The sequence below is a fragment of the Polyangiaceae bacterium genome, assembly GCA_020633235.1.
Taxonomy (GTDB): Bacteria; Myxococcota_A; Polyangia; order Polyangiales; family Polyangiaceae; genus JACKEA01.
This window is the reverse complement of the sequence record JACKEA010000001.1, coordinates 1,897,472-1,913,008: the sequence shown is the minus strand read 5'-3', so window position 1 is coordinate 1,913,008 and position 15,537 is coordinate 1,897,472. Positions and strand designations below refer to the sequence as shown.

At 67.7% G+C, this 15,537-nt stretch carries 15 protein-coding genes; 6 read left to right on the top strand and 9 right to left on the bottom strand.

Features of this window, described 5'->3' with window-relative positions; translation table 11 throughout:
* The first annotated feature begins 27 nt into the window (after positions 1-27).
* Together manA and H6717_08425 are read left to right on the top strand one after the other, a co-directional pair.
* Positions 28-2,859, top strand: a complete 2,832-nt coding sequence (gene manA, locus H6717_08430) for a mannose-6-phosphate isomerase, class I (protein ID MCB9577037.1) — start codon at positions 28-30, stop codon at positions 2,857-2,859.
* Positions 2,856-3,209 (top strand): hypothetical protein, encoded by a 354-nt coding sequence (locus H6717_08425; protein ID MCB9577036.1) that lies wholly within the window; start codon positions 2,856-2,858, stop codon positions 3,207-3,209. Before manA ends, H6717_08425 begins: the two co-directional genes overlap by 4 nt.
* A gap of 263 nt (positions 3,210-3,472) precedes the next feature.
* On the opposite strand, the gene H6717_08420 is transcribed toward H6717_08425, so the two are convergent.
* Positions 3,473-4,456, bottom strand: coding sequence for a hypothetical protein (locus H6717_08420; protein ID MCB9577035.1), 984 nt, complete (start codon positions 4,454-4,456; stop codon positions 3,473-3,475).
* A 408-nt stretch (positions 4,457-4,864) separates the two neighbouring features.
* Here H6717_08420 and H6717_08415 point away from each other — a divergent pair, with 408 nt between their 5' ends.
* Positions 4,865-5,053 (top strand): hypothetical protein, encoded by a 189-nt coding sequence (locus tag H6717_08415; GenBank protein MCB9577034.1) that lies wholly within the window; start codon positions 4,865-4,867, stop codon positions 5,051-5,053.
* A gap of 7 nt (positions 5,054-5,060) precedes the next feature.
* Positions 5,061-5,426: a hypothetical protein gene (locus tag H6717_08410; protein MCB9577033.1), complete on the top strand. Its 366-nt coding sequence runs from the start codon at positions 5,061-5,063 to the stop codon at positions 5,424-5,426.
* Positions 5,427-5,625: 199 nt separating this feature from the next.
* On the opposite strand, the gene H6717_08405 is transcribed toward H6717_08410, so the two are convergent.
* Entirely contained in the window at positions 5,626-6,363 is a 738-nt protein-coding gene (locus H6717_08405; protein ID MCB9577032.1) for a class I SAM-dependent methyltransferase, read from the bottom strand.
* Between the two features lie 255 nt (positions 6,364-6,618).
* Between H6717_08405 and H6717_08400 the strand changes: the two genes are divergently transcribed.
* Entirely contained in the window at positions 6,619-7,581 is a 963-nt protein-coding gene (locus H6717_08400) for a hypothetical protein (protein MCB9577031.1), read from the top strand.
* A gap of 10 nt (positions 7,582-7,591) precedes the next feature.
* On the opposite strand, the gene H6717_08395 is transcribed toward H6717_08400, so the two are convergent.
* From H6717_08395 to H6717_08370, 6 genes are all read right to left on the bottom strand, one after another.
* Entirely contained in the window at positions 7,592-9,265 is a 1,674-nt protein-coding gene (locus tag H6717_08395; protein MCB9577030.1) for a serine/threonine protein kinase, read from the bottom strand.
* Between the two features lie 35 nt (positions 9,266-9,300).
* The gene (locus tag H6717_08390; GenBank protein MCB9577029.1) at positions 9,301-10,263 is read right to left on the bottom strand and encodes a hypothetical protein; all 963 of its coding nucleotides are present in this window, start codon (positions 10,261-10,263) and stop codon (positions 9,301-9,303) included.
* A gap of 34 nt (positions 10,264-10,297) precedes the next feature.
* Positions 10,298-10,984 (bottom strand): hypothetical protein, encoded by a 687-nt coding sequence (locus H6717_08385; protein ID MCB9577028.1) that lies wholly within the window; start codon positions 10,982-10,984, stop codon positions 10,298-10,300.
* A gap of 108 nt (positions 10,985-11,092) precedes the next feature.
* A complete protein-coding gene (locus tag H6717_08380) occupies positions 11,093-12,280 on the bottom strand; it encodes an NAD(P)/FAD-dependent oxidoreductase (GenBank protein MCB9577027.1) in 1,188 nt (395 codons plus the stop codon).
* A gap of 5 nt (positions 12,281-12,285) precedes the next feature.
* Positions 12,286-13,020: a DUF1641 domain-containing protein gene (locus tag H6717_08375; GenBank protein MCB9577026.1), complete on the bottom strand. Its 735-nt coding sequence runs from the start codon at positions 13,018-13,020 to the stop codon at positions 12,286-12,288.
* A gap of 151 nt (positions 13,021-13,171) precedes the next feature.
* The gene (locus tag H6717_08370; GenBank protein MCB9577025.1) at positions 13,172-14,056 is read right to left on the bottom strand and encodes a LysR family transcriptional regulator; all 885 of its coding nucleotides are present in this window, start codon (positions 14,054-14,056) and stop codon (positions 13,172-13,174) included.
* A 98-nt stretch (positions 14,057-14,154) separates the two neighbouring features.
* Here H6717_08370 and H6717_08365 point away from each other — a divergent pair, with 98 nt between their 5' ends.
* A complete protein-coding gene (locus H6717_08365; protein MCB9577024.1) occupies positions 14,155-14,811 on the top strand; it encodes an NAD(P)-binding domain-containing protein in 657 nt (218 codons plus the stop codon).
* Between the two features lie 31 nt (positions 14,812-14,842).
* Here the strand turns inward: H6717_08365 and H6717_08360 are convergent, their stop codons facing one another.
* Positions 14,843-15,523, bottom strand: coding sequence for a hypothetical protein (locus H6717_08360; GenBank protein MCB9577023.1), 681 nt, complete (start codon positions 15,521-15,523; stop codon positions 14,843-14,845).
* Positions 15,524-15,537: the final 14 nt, after the last annotated feature.

Below are 15,537 nucleotides of genomic sequence, written 5' to 3'. Positions count from 1 at the left end.
AAACCCGCGTAGAGTCTCGCCGTTCCGATGGCTCACGCTCTAGTCCTCACGCCCAACCTCCGCCACTACGACTGGGGAGATCCCCGGTTCATCCCGGAGCTTCTGGGACGAGCCGCCACGGGCAAGCCCGTGGCCGAGGCTTGGTACGGCGCGCATCCCGTCGCACCGGCGCACACCGCGGCGGGCACGCCGCTGGACTCGCTCGTCTCCGAGACCCTCATCGGTCCCGAGCACTTCGCTCGCTACGGCCGACTTCCCTATCTGCTCAAGGTGCTGGCCGCGGACCGGCCGCTCTCCATTCAGGTGCATCCGAGCGTGGAGCAGGCGCGGCGTGGCTTCGAACGCGAAGAACGCGCCGGCGTGCCTCGAGATGCTGCCCATCGCTGCTATCGAGACGACAGCGAGAAGCCCGAGCTGATCGTCGCGCTCACGCCCTTCGATGCCCTGTGCGGTTTCCGCCCGCCGGAGGAGATCGCGACGATGCTGGAGCGAGTGCCGGAGCTTGGCGCGCTCTTGCCGCGGCGGGCAGAGATCGCAACCGTGCTCGAGACCTACTTCGCGCTGCCGCCCACCGTGGTGGAGACTGCTCTCGCCCAGCTGCTCGCTCGCCTCGAAGAAGAAGCGCTGGACCTCGACAGTCCCGAGCACTGGGCCCTCGCCGCTCACCGAGCGCAGGGGAGAGCCGCGCCGGATCCGGGGCTGGTGTTCGTGTTCTTGCTGGAGCACGTCCACCTCGAGCCCGGGCAGGGCTTGTTCCTACCCGCCGGCGTGCCCCACGCCTACCTCCGCGGCGCTGGCATCGAGCTGATGGCCAGCTCCGACAACGTGCTGCGCGCCGGGCTCACGACGAAGCACGTGGACGTCCGAGAGCTCTTGTCCGTGGTGCGCTTCGACGCGCGCGTTCCGCCCATCGTCTCGCCGGTGTGGGACGGCGCCCACGTGGTGGGCCGCTATCCGGTGCCGGCGCCGGTTCTGGGCCTTCAGCGGTTGGAGCTCGCTCCCGGCCATACTCTGGAGCGTGTCGCCAACGGAGCGGAGACCGTGCTCTGCGTTCAAGGCACCGCCATCGTGCGTGTCGCCGGAGAAGAGCACTCGCTATCACCCGGAGCAGCGTGCCTCGTGCCGGACGCCAGCCCCTACCAGGTGGCGAGTGAGCAGCCCGCGGTGTTGTTCGTGGCCGGCGTCCCCGGCCGCGAGCCCGCGACGAGCTTCCGAGGAAAGCATCCGGCTCGCCTCACGTTCGGCACCAGCGGCCTGCGCGGGCTGGTCACCGACATCACGGATCTCGAGGCGTACATCAACACCGCTGGCTTCTTGGACTTCCTCGTGGCCATCGGAGACGCCGTTCCCGGAACCCCCGTGGTGCTCGCCGGCGACCAGCGCCCGAGCACGGAGCGCATCCTCCGGGCAGTGGCTCGTGCCGTTCGCGACCGCGGGCTAACGGTCGACTACGTCGGGCGCATCCCCACGCCGGCCCTCACCTACTTCGGCCTCCTGCGCCGCTGTCCCAGCATCATGGTCACGGGCAGCCACATCCCCTTCGATCGCAACGGCATCAAGTTCAACAAGAGCGCCGGTGAGGTGTTGAAGGCCGACGAAGCGGACATCCTCGCCGCCGTGGCCCGCGCCCGCCACTCGGAATACGAAAGGGACCCCCTGGCGTCCGCCTTCGACGACAGCGGCATGCTGCGCGAGCGCGTCGAGCTCCCACCTGCCTCGGACGCTGGCCGCGCCGCCTACGTCCGCCGCTATCTCGACGCGTTTCCGTCGGACGCTCTTTCGGGCACCACGGTGCTGCTCTACGAGCACTCCGCCGTCGGACGCGAGGTGCTCGCCGAGGTGCTCCGCGGGCTGGGCGCGACCGTGCACGCGACGGGCCGCTCCGAGAGCTTCGTCGCCATCGACACGGAAGCCATTTCCGACGCTCAGCTCGCAGCCATACAGGCGCTCGCGGACGACGCGCTCGAGCGGTTCGGTCGCTTCGACGCCATCGCGTCGACCGACGGCGACAGTGATCGTCCCATGCTGCTGTCCGTCGATGCCGACGGTCGGGTCCAGTTCTTCGGCGGCGATCGAGTCGGGCTCGTGGTCGCGGACTTCCTGCAGGCGGACGCCATCGCCGTGCCCATCAGCTCTTCAGACGCCATCGAACGGCACTTCGCGCCGCGGGGTGTGAAGGTCGTCCGTACGCGGATCGGCTCTCCCTGGGTCATCGCGGCGATGGACACGCTCGAAGGCGAGCGCGTGATGGGCTGGGAAGCCAACGGCGGATTCCTCCTGGCGTCGCGAGTCCAGCTCCCCGACGGCGCCCTCGCGCCGCTCCCCACCCGCGACGCCGTGCTGCCCATAGTAGCGACGCTCTCGGCCGCCCGCGCGAAAGGGCAGACCCTTGGCGAGATGTTCGCCGCACTCCCCAGGCGCCACGGCAAGAGCGGCCTATTGGATCAAGTCGATCCGGCCGTGAGCCGCGCCATCGTCGAACGTTTCGGCCCGACGAACCCCGACGTTGTTCACGTGTCGTTTCTCGAAGGACGAATCACGTGGCGCGATGCCTCGGGTCGAGAGCACGCGGCCACCGCGGAGCTCGACCGAGAGCTGACGAGAATCCGGGCAGCCCTTGCGCGCCACTTCGCCGGCTTCGGCGCCATCGTCGAGCTCGACTATCTCGACGGCATCCGCATCTACTTCGCCTCCGAAGACGTCGCCCACGTGCGACCGTCGGGCAACGCGCCCCAACTTCGCATCTACGCCCTGGCGGATGACGCGGCTCGCGCAGAGGAAATCGTCGCCCAAGGGCTCGCGGAGCCGGATGGCATCTTGCGCCGCTTGGCCTCCGACGCCATGGATCGGGGCGAATGATTCGCTTGTTGTTCGCCCTCGCCCTGGCCACCGCCTGCACCCGGCATGAAGCGTCGGAGCGACAGTCCGAGACGGCGCCGTCGAGCGTCGCAAGGCCCGCGCTCGATCCGGGCTCCGACCCATCTCGTTTCGAGTGCAAGTCGGCCGCGGACTGCAGGAACAGCTGCGCCTACGGCGCCGTGAGCTCCCACTGGTACGAGAAGAACCGCACGAGGCTCCGGGAGTGCAAGGACGGCTGCGCCAACCAAGTGGCGGGCACACCGCGCTGCGAGGACGGAAACTGCGTGGCGTACCGCGGCGACGGCACGCTTTGGCCCGAGTGCACGCGACGGCCTCCGCCGGAGCGCTGAGCGCCGGTTCCGCGCCGGACCAACAAGAAGCGTCAGCTGCGGCGGTGGGCGACGAAGACGTGCGTACCCCGCGTCGACTTCTTCGTCATCCAAGAACCGTGGAACGATCCCCGGGTCGTCGCGTCCTCGGCGAGCTGGAAAAGTCTCGGCGAGCCGAGAAGACGACGATCACCCGCGTGGTCCACGCGGGCCTTCACCAAGCTGAACGAGGCAAAGGTGGATCTGTCCGAGCTGGAAAGACTGCTCGCGGCAGAGACGCAAGCCTAAGGCATCGCGCTCTTGAGCTCCGATAGACGGCGGCGAGCCGCCGCGCTGGTCGTCACGCGGATGAAGTCCAGCACGTCGAGCATGTCACGCGGCTGAAGCCCACGCTCGGTGAGCTTGGCGGCCGTGAACTTGGCGAGCGCCACACACCGCTGATACCCGGACGCAGACGGTTGTGTCGGGATGGCGAGCCGCCGAGCCAGAAGCTTGGCTTGAGCCCGGAACGCCGTGGGTCGAATCGAAACGACATTCTCGGGATCGAGCAGGGCAGGAAGCGTCGTCGTCAGCTGCCACCCCGGGGGCGCGCCCATGACCTGTCGGTACGCCAACAAGAATTGATCGAAGCGCGGGCCGAACGGATCGTTTCCATGCAGGAAGTCGAGCACCGCGTTCACCAGGACTCTCTGCTGCCCTTCCTCTACCTCCAGCAATGGAGCGATCTCACCGCTGGGGACCAAATCCGTTCGGCGAAGCAACGCGCCCATGTCGGCCAAGACCTCACCGTACTCCTGCTTCGCGAGCCGGCTCTCGAGGACGGCCGCGTCCAGCACTTGCCGAGCCTCGGCGATCGCCGGATCCCGGTGTGCTCCAACACGCTTGGGAGCACCCAGGCCGCGCTGATCCTCGAGCCACGCGGGATCCGAAAACCCTTGCGGGAATCGATCGCGAAATAGCAGCAACTGCTCCTCGAAAGACATCGCAGACGTCAGAGACCTCGGAGTGTGCACCGACCCACGTTCTGCTCGCGCCGCCTCCAACTCTGGCTTGAGGCACTCGAGCAGGGCCCGGACCTCCCCGGCAGATCGCTTCACGGGCGTCATGAGCGAATAGAAGGGGTGCATGAGAACGCGTGTTTGGCCGTTCTCGAAAACGTAACCCCGGCGGTCCTCCGCTTCCCAAGCCAACACCCCGAGTCCCCACTCACGGCGCTTCTTGTGCTCGAAAACGGCAATGGGGCTCGACGAATCTACGATGGTGTCCATGCAACGCCTTTCCACGGCTGAAGGGAAACAGCGCCCACTGCGCGGGTCGCCACACGCGTTCGCGGGTCTTGGTTAGGGCGACTGCGGCCGACGGCCGGGCCGCCCTCTGGGGAAGCGAAAGCTAGCACCTGTTGGACGACTTCACAATCGGCCTCTTGTTTCGTCACCTTGGTCAGCGTGGGTTTCGCGGTAGGGTGACCTCAGCGACGCACGGTCGAACGCGCGCTTGTCCGCCACGCCAACAATCGCGCTCTTCGATCGAAAGGAACACTTGTCCCCCAAAAGCCCAACCGCCCTTTCGTCCACCAAGCTCCGAATCGTCGCGCAGTACCGCGACAAGGCGACGATGGTCTACGAGCTCGAAGCCGACGGCCGGCGTTGGACGTCCGGATTTCTCCTCGGAACGCCGTGTCCGACGCAGGAGACTGGAAGATCGAGGCTCGCCCGGGGAGGACTCACGTCGCAGGCATTACCCGGTGGGCCCGCACGCGTCGGGAAGCCCTGATCGAGGTCGGTCGCCGCTGGGCGGCAGACGGCCTGCCCGCCTTCGACTGGGCCGCCGTCGAAGGCGCCCTCGCCACCGTCCGGGCGTTGTAGGTCTTCCATGAAGGGTGCACGCGTACGGGTATTTCTGCGAGCCCTGGGCGAGTTGATCGACTCCCTGGACGCTACGTTGCAGGTGGACGAGTTCGCTGAGCGCGATGAAGCTCCACCTTCGTTGCGGGCGCAGGCGGAACTGCTGCCGGCGCGTTTGGGTTCCGCGGATCGACTGGCCGCGGGGGTGTTCAAGGGAAACACCCTCGACACTGCCCGCGTGTCGGAGGTCACCAAGATGATGCGGCAGCTCGACCACGCCTACCTCGAGTACCGCCGCAGCCAGGATTCCGACTCACGCGCCCAAAAGGCCGGGACGGAGTTGGCTGGAATGCTCGATCGCATGAAGGCGCAAGTGGAAAGCGGGAACGTCTGACCGCGCTCGATCGCCACGCAGCGGTCGTCCGGCTTTTGGCGTTCGGGTGCGCGCGCAGACCGCCTGCACACGAGAAGATCCCGATCGGCCGTCGCTCCGACGCGCCGGCGAGCGCCCCCGAGGCCGACCCATCTCAGTGCACGCGACGACCTCCGCCGGAGCGCTGAGCGCCGGTTCCGCGCCGGACCAACAAGAAGCGTCAGCTGCGGCGGTGGGCGACGAAGACGTGCGGCGCGTACCCCGCGTCGACTTCTTCGTCATCCAAGAACCGTGGAACGATCCCCGGGTCGAAGCCCACCTGGCGCAAGGTGCCGAGCCACGTCTCCGTCGTGAACAGGCCTTCGATGTGCGTCTCGTGACATGAACGAAGCACCGCCCCGTCGCGAAGCAAGAGGGAGTAATCCACGCGATAGGTTTCGTCCGACGGTTCCGGATCCCACATCCAGTCCAGGCAGCGGAGCGAGCGGACGCCATCGTCGTTCTCGTGGAGCTGCGAGAGCTCCTTGAATGACTCGCCCACGCAGTCGGGCGCGAGCAGCGCCACGCCCCCCGGCCGCGTGTGGAGGAACGCGGTCTCCAAGGCGGCGATCAGATCCGCGCGCGTGGTCATGTACACGATGGCGTCGTGAGCGAGCACGATGTCGAAGCTACGATCGAGCCGCAGCGAGCGCATGTCTCCTTCCAGATGCTCGCACTCCGGATTCACCGCGCGGCTCAGGGTCAGCATTGCCGGTGAGATGTCCGTGAGCGTGCAGCGGAGGGAATGCTTCATGAAGTGCGCGCCGTTCCCCGCCCCAGATCCCAGCTCGAGAAGGGTCGTGGCGTCGGGCACCACGCGGCGGGCCGCGGCCTCCAACGCTGCAGCCTCCTCCGCGTGATCCGCGAGCGGATCGAGCAGCCGGTACCAGTCCACCAGGTCGTCGTAGATCGAGCTCATGAAGAAGTTATCCTATCTTCCGCAGCCCGAAGACAGCACACTTCGCGCTACGTTGCGCCGAGGCAAGCAACCGTGCAGCATGAGTCAAAGCGGAAGTGCCGGGGCTACAACGCTGTCGGTCAGCTCGGCAACGGCTCCACCACGGACAGCGCCAGCGCGGTGATCGCGCTCCTCTAGCGTCTGCTTTTGTTGGTCCGCCGCGGTACCGACACGATTGTGCACCGCCACGCAGCCGCTGTGGCAAACTGGTTGCAGATGCGAGCGGCCGGGTACGTCGGGTTGGTGTTCGTGACCGCGTGTGCGCAGATCACGGGCGTCGACGCGGACTACCGCGAGATCCCCAGCGGCGCATCGGGCGCCGCCGGCCTCGATGGAAGCGCGGGCGCGACGGCGTCTTGCGAGAGCCTGGGCAAGACGTGTGTGCCGCCAGTCCCCAGTGGCTGGAAGGGGCCCGTGCTGGTCCAGGGCTCGGCGTCGACGCCGGACTGCCCGGCAGCCTTTCCCAGCGCGGAGCTCGTAGTCCACTCCGAGTTTCAGCCGGGCACGGCGACCTGCGCGTGCAGCTGTGACCCACCGAGCGCACCCACCTGCGGCAGCGCGGAGTTGTTCGGTCACGCCACGGGCTGCTCCACGGCCGGCAATTCGTTGGCGCAGCTCGCTCCCGGTGCCTGCGTCAACGTCCCCGGGCCGCTCCCTCCCGCCATGCGCATCAAACCACCGGACGTGGTCGGCGCGTGCACCGCAGTCGACCAGCACGACATCCAGGCTGCCACCTGGGGCAGCGAGGCACGGCTGTGCGGCGGAGCAGACACCACGGGCAGCTGTGAAGAGGGCGGTGCCTGCCTGCCCGCGGACCCGGGGACGGGACACGTTTGCATCTACCAATCCGGCGACATGACGTGTCCAGCCGGCGCCTACTCGAAGGCCAACGTTGCCTACGAGGGCGTCTCCGACACGAGAAAATGCTCCAAGTGCAGCTGTGGGACGCCCGAAGGAAAGTGCGCCGGACAGGTGGGAATGTTTCCCACATCGGCATGCTCGGGAGGCCCAACCACGACGACCTCCCTCGCAACCTGCGTCAAGATAACCAGCTCGGCTCCCCTGCACCTCGAGTACAACGCCGCTCCGCCGGCAGCCGTGACGTGCGCGCCCAGCACGAGCACGCTCAGCGGAACCGCCGTGGCCACCAAGCCGGTGACCTTCTGCTGCATTCCGTGAGGCAGCGGCCTCAGTATCGATACCAGAGCTTGCTCGGATCCTGCGTCTCGGCGGCCGACGCCGACGGCTTGGCCTTGGGCGACGGCTCCGCCTTTTCGCGCTCCACGACCGCGGGCGGCTCCGCCGAGGCGGCAGCGGAGGGGATTTCCTCCGGCGCGGGGACGGCGGCTGCCGAAGCGACGCCGCTCGCGATGGTCACCCGTGGGGCCCGGGGCACCGACAGGATCTTGGCGGAGGGCCGAAGCGCGAGCGCGCCGAGGGCGATGCCCCCGATTGCCAGCGCCGCCAGCAGGGCGCCACCCACGATGGCGATGCGCAGGCGGGATGAGCGCGGCTGGACGCTGGGCGCGAACGGCGCGGGAAACTGCATCACCGAAGTTTCGACGCTGTCTGGCATCGTCGTCGTGTCGGCATCGATCGTGGTCGCAAGGCGGCTCGACCGCGCGGCTCTCGCCTCCAGCGTCGGTAGCGGCTCCGTGAACTGCGGAGCGATGCCCCTCTCGCCATTTCCCGCTCCCGAGCGGACCGTCTCCCGGAGCGACGGCGCCACTGCCGAGACTACCGTCGCACGGGCCGGCAGCCGCTCGGTCGGCGCGCGCTGTGGGCCGTCCCGGCGGGTCGCGGCACTGGCGGGTGCCTCGGGAACGGCTGCCGCCGTGACGCGATCCCCCACTCCGAAGGAGAAGGGTCCGGCGGACGACTCTTTCGGCTCCATGGCGCGGCCGGCATTGCCAAGACTGTCAGCAACGAAGCTCAGCGCACCCGTCAGCTTCGGTCGCTCGGGCGCCAGCAGTGCCGGACGGTTCGGAAGTCCGAGGGCATCGCACAAGCTGCCGATGGCTTCACTGGCAAAGGCAAAGCGATGGCTCGGCGAAGCGTTCGCGGCCCGCGCGAACCAGGGGTCGAACGCCGCCGGCAACGCGCTCCGGTAGCGCTTGGCGCGCACGGTCGCCGGCTCCTGCGGGCCGGAGGCGAGGGCCTGGGCGAGCTGATACACATTCTCCACGCGCGCCTGCTCGAGTCGGAAGTAGTGGGCGCCCGCCAGGAACCTGAACGCGATCAGCGCCAGGGCGTACAGATCCGTGGAGGGTGTGGCAGCGCTCTGATTGAACTGCTCCGGCGCCATGTAGAGCGGCGTGCCCAGGGTATTGCTCACGGCTTCGAGCGCGCTCGTAGCCACCACCTTGGCGATGCCAAAGTCGAGGATCTTGACCAGGGGTGCGCCGTCCGCACGCTCCGTCAAGAACAGATTCGCGGGTTTCAGGTCTCGATGCACGATGTTGTGCGCGTGGGTACGATCGAGAGCCACCGCGACTTGGCTCAAATAGGTGATCGTCTCCTCGGCGTTGAACGTTCGCTTCCGTGCAATCCGCGCGCTGAGACTCTCCCCGCGGAGCAGCTCCATGACCAAGAACGGCATGTCCGTGGCCGCGTCTATGCCGGCATCCAGAACGTCTACGATGAACTCGCTTCCAATCTGCGCCGCCAGCCGGCACTCGACCATGAAGCGATTGCGGAACTGCGGCTCGCTCGCGAACTGCGGCCAGAGCACCTTGAGCGCCACCTTGCGTCCGGTAACCTCGTGGACCGCGGCGTGCACCGCGCCGAAGCCGCCAGTCCCGATCTGCCCGACGATCCGATAGCGGTCGGCGAAGATGGTGCCGGGCACGAGCGCCTCGCCCATGGCGCAGATCATACTCCCCATCTGTTGCCCGACCGCTAGAACGCGCCGCGGACTGCGACATTTGCGCCACTACCGCCGCCGCCGTCGCTGGCGCCGAGCAACAGAACGGTGCCGGCCCCGAGTCCGACGACGCCCACACCGAAGCTCACGGTGCTGATGAGGGCCAGGACCTTGGCGTCGTCCGCCGCGCTCTTGCCCTTGGCATTGCACGCCGTCGAGTCCCCACCAATCCCGCAGTTGTCGTCGATGGTGCCCTTCTTGGAAAGCACCGCGAGGCCGGTCGCTGCGGAAGCCAAGAGCCCCGCCCCACCGATCCCCATCGCCACCCAAGCAACCGTCGAGCGCGAGCTCGAGGTCGGCCGGTCGCCTCGCGGCGCGGGGTCGGGGTGCTTCCGACCCGCGGGTGGCGGCGCACTGGGCGCCGCGATCGGAATCTGGAGCCGAAGCTCTTTCTTGTCTCCTCGTGCGAGCTCGACGGCCCGTGACTTCTTCCCCGCCTTCGTCTCCACGACTATTTCGTAGCGGCCGGGGTCCAGCGGGAGCCACACGCCCAAAGACGCGCGCGTGAGCTCGACGTCTCCACGATACACGCGCGCATCTCCGGGCAGGTCCTTCGCCAGCGTCAATCTCAGCTGCGGAACAGCCGGCCGAAGCTGCTCGCTCTTCTCACGAGCGACGGCCTCGCGTTCTGCCTCCTTCGTCCGCTCCGAGGCCGTGGCCCGCGAAAGCTCGTGCAGATACTCGTCGTAGCGAGCGACGGCCGACGCGATCTTTCCTTCGTGGGCGTGGCACTCCGCCAACGTGAAGAGCGTGCCCAGCCGCGGCTCCAAGCGCTGGCTGGCGACGAGCTTCGGGCAAGCCTGCGGGAACTTCCCGGCCTTCATCAGCTCGACGGCGTCATTGAACAACACGTCGGCGCCGAGCGGCTCGTCCGCAAAGCCCGGTGCAGCCCAGGTCAGCGCAACACAGAGGCCGAGTCCGACCCAGCGAGCTCGCATTGGCGAATGCTACACCGGCTCGAGCGACCGTGGCTCACTCCTGCCGGAGCGACGCCGCGAGCAGGCGAATGTCCCGGTTTTCCAGCACCGGATCGTCGTGTCCGGCCACCCCGAAGAGCCCGGCGTGGACCATTGCGCGAGCCAAGTCCTCGGATTCGACGCCCACGTTGGGATACACGGCGCTGAGCGCGGGATAGAGCGCGCGCATCGTTCGATAGACCAGGCTGGGCTCCGTACGCGGAGTCACCGGATGGATGTACCCGGGTCGAAACACGTGCAGACGTCCGAAGCCGAGCTCACGTAGTCCGCTCTCCGCAGCACCTTTGTAGCGTGCAAACGCCATGCGACTCTTTCCGCTCGGATCCGCCCCCTGTCCGCTCAAGAAGCAGAAGGCCGCGCCGGGGCTCCGCGCGTGAAGCGCCTGCGCAAAGCTCAGCGTGTAGTCCGTGGTCACCGCGCGAAACACGTCATCAGAAACCGTGCCGCCATACACGCCCAGGCAGTACAGACACACGTCCTGCTCCGCAAAGACGTCAGCGATGTTTTCGAAGCTCGAAAAGTCCTCGTGAACGACATCTCGAAGCTTCGCGTGGCTGACCCCGGTCGGACGGCGGCCGACGGCGGTCACGCCGGAAACGTCCGGATGCGCGAGACACAGCTCGAGAGCCAGGCCACCCACCATGCCCGTGGCGCCGGTGACGATCACGCGCCGTCCTGCCATGCTTGGCCTTGTCCTCCAAAGCTTGGGCAGGGTCAAACGCCCTTGGCGAGTGCCGCTCCCAGGAGCAACGTTTCGCGCTTTGTTCGTTTGGATGTCGGTCCGCCGCGGTCACATCCGTCCGCGTAGCATCCCGTTCCAGTACGCCTCGGGCAAACCGTAGGCCTTCAGGGCGTACATGCTGTAGCGCTCCTGCGCCTGATCGAACGGGAACGTCTCTGCCGGCTTTCCGTCGTAGTCGAACTCCGCCAAGATCAGCTTGCCGAAGCCGGTGATCAGCGGACACGAAGCGTAGCCGTCGTAGCTCGCGGCGAGCTTCTGCTTGGAGCGAAAGCTCAGTAGGTTCTCGGTGAGCACCGGCGCCTGCTTGCGCACCGCAGCGCCCGTGCGGGAGGTCGGCAGGCTGCTGGCGTCCCCCAGCGCGAACACGTTCGGGTAGCGCACGTGCTGCAGGGTGTGCTTGTGCACCTCGACCCAGCCCTCGGCGTTGGCGAGCTTGCTCTTCTTGACCACGTCCGGCGCGCTCTGCGGCGGCACGACGTGAATCACTTCGTAGTCGAGCGAGAGCGTCTTGTCGCTGTCGAGATGACGGAACGTGGCCGTCTTCTTCTTTGCGTCAATCGCCACCAGATCGTGCCGAAAGTGGGTCTCGATCTCGCGGCGCTCCACGATCTTGTTCAGCGCGCGGGCGTACTTCTGGACACCGAAAATGCCCGCGCTCGCGGCGGCGTAGATCACCTTGGATTTTTCCCGCACGCCGTTCCTGCGCAAGATGTCGTCCGCCAGATACATGATCTTCTGCGGAGCGCCCGCGCACTTGATGGGCGTGGCGGGAAACGTGAAAATCGCGTTGCCGCCCTTGAAGCTGCGGAGCACCTCCCAGGTGCTGTCCACCGTGCGGAAGCTGTAGTTGCTGACGATGCCGTTCTTGCCGACATTCCCCTCGAGCCCTTCCACCTGGCTCCAGTTGAGCTGCATGCCCACCGCCACCACCAGTTGGTCGTAGCTGTGGCGCTCGCCGTCCTCGGTGACGACGGCGTTTTCGTCCGGCAAGAATTCCTTCACCTTCGTCTGGAGCCACTTCACGCCGTCGGGCACATAGTCTTCCTGTGGCCGCGCCGTCGTCTCCTTGTCGAACACACCGGCCCCCACCAACGTCCACAGCGGCTGGTAGTAGTGCCGCTTGGACGGCTCGATGAGCGCCACGTCCGGCGGGTTCGGCTGGTTCATCAGACGCGCGGCCACGGAGATGCCGCCGGCGCCACCGCCCACGATCAGGATTGAATGGTGGTTTTGCATTTCGATCACTCCGCGTCTTCAGTGGAGGCCACGAGGGCAGGAACGGCGTCCAGGGCGTCCAGCGAATCACCGAAGCGCCGGGCGAAATCCAGGGCGAACCCCAAGGCGCGCTGCACCCGGGGGTCACTGAGGGAGCGCAGCGCGCCCCAGGCACCCACCGTCTTCGGCGCACCGTTGGATCCGGCGCTGGCCAGCGCTCCGCCCGCGCGGCTCACCACCTCCACGGGGCCCGGGGCCAAGATGCCAGAGCCAAGCAGCCGCGAGATGGCGTCGAGGTTTCCAACCAACGTCTCCGCCACGCTGAGGGCGCCGGGAGAGGTGAGGCGTTCCGCCACGCGCACGATCACCCGTAGGCGCTCGTCCACGTCGATGCCCGCCTCGGCGCCCTTGGCGATCAACCCGTCCACCACGTCCGCCACCGTCGCGAGGGTTTGCGGCGCCGTTTCGGCCAAGTCCAAGGTCCTTTCGAGCATGCGCGCGGTCTCTGGCTGCGTCGCGCGTTCGAGCAGCCGAAGCGCCGTGCGCATCCGCTGGTCGACGTCGATGCCCCGTTCATCCGCCTGGCGGGCGACGTCGTCGAGCACGTCGAGCGCCGTCGCCGCGGTGGGCACGGCTTGCCGCGCGAGCCCCTCGGCCCGCGACACGGAGTCTTCGATCCGCGCCAGGCGTTGCTCGAGGCGCCGAATGGCGGACAGCACTGGGTCCTCCTGCCGCGCTACCGGCGCAGTTCCCTCGGTCATGACCAACGTACAGCAAGCTGCGTTCCACCCCGCGTGCGCCCGCATTCCGCAGCCTTCTGCGCTGCGCACGAAACGGATTGAAACGTCAGCGCTTCACGGCGCGCCGTGTCAACCGCGCGCGACGGAGCTCGCGCCGGACCGACATCCCCCATCAAAGCCTTTCGCGGAAGCACGCGCCGAAGAAGTCGAACAGTGCCCGGACCTTCGCGTTCCGGCGCTGGCCCGGGAGGCATAGCGCGCTCAAGAGCGGCCCCTGGGCGCTCCGCCCGGGGAACAGCTCCACCAGCGCGCCGCTCTCGACGTGCGGACGGACCATGAAGTCGAACACCTGGCACACGCCGGCGCCCGCCAGCGCCAGATCGACGAGCAGCTCACCCTGGTCGATGGCCAGCGCGCCCGCAAGCGCCAGCGATCCATTGGGCTCGGCGAAGCTCCAAGGGGTGACGCGGCCGCGGGGCCCGCGGAAGACCAAGCAGCGGTGGGTCTCGAGGTCTTCCGGCTGCTCCGGGATGCCGAAGCGCGCGAGGTACGCCGGCGACGCGACCGTCAACCAACGGAGGCGCGAGAGCTTCTTCGCGACGAGACCTTCGGCGTCCACCACACCGACGCGCACGGCCACGTCCACGCGGTCGTCCACCAGGCGGCGGTAACTGTCGCTGAGCTCGAGCTCCACACGGAGCTTCGGATGCAGGTCGAGCAGCCGCGGAAGCTCCGCCGCCAGCACGCGCCCGAGCACCAGCGACGCAGAAAGCGTCACCGTCCCGGAAACCTCTCGCCGCGACTGCGAAAGCTCTCCGGCGGCGAGTCGCAGCTCTTCCAGGGCGATGCGCGCGCGACGGTGAAAGGCTAGCCCTTCGCGACTGAGCTCCACGCTGCGCGTGGTGCGATGAACCAGCTCCGTTCCGAGCTCCGCTTCCAGGCGCTTCACCGAGCGGCTCACCGCCGCTGGGGACAGCCCGAGGGCCCGCGCCGCCTTGGAGAAGCTCCGCCGTTCTGCCACCGCCACGAAGGCCTCCACCGCCGAAAGAGACGCCATGGTCTGATTATTTACATTTGATCAATTCAGAAGCCAGCCTCGGCGGGGCTGACTCTGCCGGCCGCGGACCGTAGGTTCGGGGGCGAGAGGAGAACACGATGAAGATCTCGGTTTTGGGCACGGGCATGGTGGGTCAGTCGATCGCGAGCAAGCTGGTGGCGCTCGGACACGACGTGATGATGGGCTCCCGCAGCAGGGACAACGACAAGGGTCAGGCCTGGGTCAAGAGCACGAAGGCGCGGGCCAGCCTCGGCACCTTCGCGGACAGCGCCGCCTTCGGCGAGCTCGTGTTCAACTGCACCCAGGGCGGCGCCACCCTGGCCGCGCTGGAAGCGGCCGGGAAGCAGAACCTCTCCGGCAAAGTCCTGGTAGACATCGCGAACCCGCTCGATTTCTCCAAGGGCATGCCACCCACCTTGAGCGTGTTCAACGACGACTCCTTGGGCGAGCAAGTCCAGCGCGCCTATCCGGAAACCAAGGTGGTCAAGGCGCTGAACACGATCAACTGCGAGGTCATGGTGGATCCCGCGCGCATTCCGGGGGATCACGACGTGTTCGTCAGCGGCAACGACGCCGACGCAAAGAAGCAGGTCCAGCAGATCCTCACCGAGTGGTTCGGTTGGAAGCGCGTGATTGATCTGGGCGACATCACGACGGCGCGCGGTACGGAGTCGTACTTGCCGCTCTGGCTCCGGCTGTGGGGCGCCCTGGGCACTCCGGACTTCAACGTCCACATCGTGAAGAAGGACGCCTGACGCTCGCGCGCGTCTCGTCGACTGGGTCCGGTCAGGCCGCGAACCAGTCGACGAGCACGTCCATGCGATCCGTGGGGCTCACCAGCACCGGCACGTCGCCCCCGGTCGACAGCACCTCCGACTTTTGCACGTTGTCGATCTGGCGCACGGAGTACGCTTCCGCGCCCGGAACCTCCACGCGCAGCACGAGCTCGTAGCGCGGAGCGCCGTCCACCATCATGCGCAGGTCCTTGAAGCTCAGGATCGTCGCCCGGCCGCGGGTCCCCTGCTCCCGCAGCCGCTGCTCCCGGGCGTGACTCCTCGAGTAGCGCCGGCCGATCCCAAGCAGCAGGCCGCCCAGCACGAGCCAGAACCCGCCGAACGCGACCACGCCGAGCCCCGCCTCCGATATCACCGCGAGGGCGCCACAGGCGACGGCGAACAGCAAGAACAGCGCGCCGAGCCCGAGCATCAAGAACGCGTTCACCCTCCGCCCCCGCGCCAGCGCTTCCCGCTGTCGACGCCGCAGCTCATCGCGCGCGCCGGCAGGCCGTGCGCGCCGCGCTTCGAACTCCGCCAACGCCCCGGCCAGGGACGCGGCGCGCTCCGCGGGATCGAACCCGAGCGCCGCCGGGAGCGAGCGATGCGCGCAATAGCCGCACAGGTACACGCCCCCCTCCGGAGCGCCGAGCCCCCCGCCGCAGTTTGGACACGTGAGCCCAACGGCCTCCATCGCGGTCATCCTAC

What these genes read in the sequence shown, in the direction of transcription:
- manA (MCB9577037.1), top strand. Translation starts at nt 28, where the DNA reads ATGGCTCACGCTCTAGTCCTCACGCCCAACCTCCGCCACTACGACTGG.
- H6717_08425 (MCB9577036.1), top strand. Translation starts at nt 2,856, where the DNA reads ATGATTCGCTTGTTGTTCGCCCTCGCCCTGGCCACCGCCTGCACCCGG.
- H6717_08420 (MCB9577035.1), bottom strand. Translation starts at nt 4,456, where the DNA reads ATGGACACCATCGTAGATTCGTCGAGCCCCATTGCCGTTTTCGAGCAC.
- H6717_08410 (MCB9577033.1), top strand. Translation starts at nt 5,061, where the DNA reads ATGAAGGGTGCACGCGTACGGGTATTTCTGCGAGCCCTGGGCGAGTTG.
- H6717_08405 (MCB9577032.1), bottom strand. Translation starts at nt 6,363, where the DNA reads ATGAGCTCGATCTACGACGACCTGGTGGACTGGTACCGGCTGCTCGAT.
- H6717_08400 (MCB9577031.1), top strand. Translation starts at nt 6,619, where the DNA reads ATGCGAGCGGCCGGGTACGTCGGGTTGGTGTTCGTGACCGCGTGTGCG.
- H6717_08395 (MCB9577030.1), bottom strand. Translation starts at nt 9,265, where the DNA reads ATGGGCGAGGCGCTCGTGCCCGGCACCATCTTCGCCGACCGCTATCGG.
- H6717_08390 (MCB9577029.1), bottom strand. Translation starts at nt 10,263, where the DNA reads ATGCGAGCTCGCTGGGTCGGACTCGGCCTCTGTGTTGCGCTGACCTGG.
- H6717_08385 (MCB9577028.1), bottom strand. Translation starts at nt 10,984, where the DNA reads ATGGCAGGACGGCGCGTGATCGTCACCGGCGCCACGGGCATGGTGGGT.
- H6717_08380 (MCB9577027.1), bottom strand. Translation starts at nt 12,280, where the DNA reads ATGCAAAACCACCATTCAATCCTGATCGTGGGCGGTGGCGCCGGCGGC.
- H6717_08375 (MCB9577026.1), bottom strand. Translation starts at nt 13,020, where the DNA reads ATGACCGAGGGAACTGCGCCGGTAGCGCGGCAGGAGGACCCAGTGCTG.
- H6717_08370 (MCB9577025.1), bottom strand. Translation starts at nt 14,056, where the DNA reads ATGGCGTCTCTTTCGGCGGTGGAGGCCTTCGTGGCGGTGGCAGAACGG.
- H6717_08365 (MCB9577024.1), top strand. Translation starts at nt 14,155, where the DNA reads ATGAAGATCTCGGTTTTGGGCACGGGCATGGTGGGTCAGTCGATCGCG.
- H6717_08360 (MCB9577023.1), bottom strand. Translation starts at nt 15,523, where the DNA reads ATGGAGGCCGTTGGGCTCACGTGTCCAAACTGCGGCGGGGGGCTCGGC.